3 protein-coding genes are annotated in these 1,968 nt (G+C 31.0%); all 3 read left to right on the top strand.

From position 1 onward, the window contains the following. Positions 1-475: ABC transporter substrate-binding protein (locus AB9Q04_RS08150; RefSeq protein WP_410024840.1), on the top strand; the 475-nt coding region annotated here is incomplete at its 5' end. 50 nt (positions 476-525) lie between these two features. Then, a complete protein-coding gene (locus tag AB9Q04_RS08145) occupies positions 526-1,476 on the top strand; it encodes an ABC transporter permease (protein WP_410024839.1) in 951 nt (316 codons plus the stop codon). Further along, positions 1,476-1,968, top strand: a 493-nt coding sequence (locus tag AB9Q04_RS08140; RefSeq protein ID WP_410024838.1) for an ABC transporter permease, incomplete at its 3' end; no start/stop codon positions are given. The genes AB9Q04_RS08145 and AB9Q04_RS08140, both read left to right, overlap by 1 nt.

Genomic DNA, 1,968 nt, shown 5'->3' with positions numbered 1-1,968 from the left:
AATGTATACATCTGGTAGTCCAGATACTGAAAAGGAAGCACTTCTTATCCAAGAAATGTTAAAAGAAGTCGGAATAAACTTAGAACTTCTTCCAATGGAAAGAGCAACCTTCATAGAAAAATTACTAGACCCATCTAATAATGATTTTGAAATGGCTTTAAACGGATATGTTATGGGTGATAATCCAGATAGTTATGGATCTATATTTGTTACTGATGTTCCAGAAAACTTCAGTGGATATTCAAACCCTGAAATTGATAAATTATTTGATGAAGCAAAATCTGAAATGAATGATAATAAAAGAGAAGAGATTTACAAGAAAATCCAACAAACATTAGTAGATGATGCAGTACAATATTCAACTACAAATGTAAAATCAATAATTGCGGTTAATAGCGAATTTGGAAATATAGAAGAAGCTGAACCAGCACCGATATATATGCTAGAATATTTTAATAAAGTGACACAAAAGTAAAGTAATTAGTAGGTAACGCTTGTTACCTACTAATTTTTATAGGAGAATTTATGCTGAAAATGATTTTAAAAAGACTTGTTGAAACCATCCCAATGATTTTGACAATCTCTATTGTATCATTTCTTTTAATAAGAGTAGCTCCAGGAGATCCTGTTAGAGCTTTAATTACACCAGAATCTACTGTGGAAGATATTGAAAAAATAAGGGAAGACATGGGACTAAATGATAGCTATATAGTTCAATATAATAGATGGGTCAAATCTGTTTTAAAAGGCGATTTAGGATATTCATTTTCTAATCATAGACCAGTAGCAGATCAGATAAAAGAGAGGATACCTCAAACTCTAGGTCTAATGGGATCGGCCTTATTATTATCCCTTATATTAGGGACTTTAATAGGTATACTATCGGCCATGAATAGGAATGGACCTTTTGATAAAATATTTACATTTTTATCTTATATTGGTATATCCATTCCTAGCTTTTGGTTTGCAATGATACTAATACAAATATTTTCTTTAAAGCTTGGATGGTTGCCATCTATAGGTATGAGAAGTCTTGGTGTCAATACTACATCTGATTTAATAAAACACTCTATAATGCCAGTTCTTACTTTATCTATATCTGATACAGCAACTATTTCTAGATATATCAGATCAAAGATTATCAGTGAGCTTAATCAAGATTATGTAATGACAGAGAAAGCACAAGGATATTCAAAATCGCAATTATTTTTTAAAAGTATTCTAAAGAATTCTTTACTGCCAATTATTACAATTATTGGTATGGGATTACCAAGTTTAATATCCGGAGCTTTTATAACAGAGAGTATCTTTGGTTGGCCAGGACTAGGACAACTTGGAATGAATGCCATTTTTAAATATGATTATTCATTAATAATGGCAACTACAATGCTATCTTCTTTACTGCTTATCGCTGGCAATTTAATAAGTGATATTTTATATATGATAGTCGATCCTAGAATAAGTGAGGTAGACTAATGAAAAGCTTTAGACAAAAATTTAAGCAATCAACCCTATCATTTAAGGTAGCAGTTTTTACAATTATAATACTTATACTTGCAGCAATACTTGCTGATCTTTATCCACAAAATGGGATAGATACTGATATATTGAATGCGCTAAGCCCTCCGTCAAAAGAACACCTATTTGGTACAGATGACTTGGGAAGAGATTATTTTGCAAGGGCCTTACATGGAGCTAGAGCATCTTTATCTGTAGGTATATTATCTGTTTTTGTATCAACCATTATAGGAAGTATTGTTGGTATAACTAGCGGTTACTTTGGAGGTAGAGTAGACGCTATTATAATGAGAATAGTAGATATTTTAATGAGTATACCATCATTTTTTCTAATACTTATTTTAAATGCAGTATTAAAACCTGGTATTCAAAATATAATTATAATTATAGGTTTATTTAACTGGATGGGAGTAGCAAGGCTTATGAGAGCTGAAACACTATCTATAAAAC

This window comes from Anaerococcus groningensis (assembly GCF_046365465.1).
Classification (GTDB): Bacteria; Bacillota; Clostridia; order Tissierellales; family Peptoniphilaceae; genus Anaerococcus; species Anaerococcus groningensis.
The sequence above is the reverse complement of the archived record's forward strand: the minus strand, read 5'-3'. Positions and strand labels throughout refer to the sequence as shown.

What these genes read in the sequence shown, in the direction of transcription:
- AB9Q04_RS08145 (WP_410024839.1), top strand. Translation starts at nt 526, where the DNA reads ATGCTGAAAATGATTTTAAAAAGACTTGTTGAAACCATCCCAATGATT.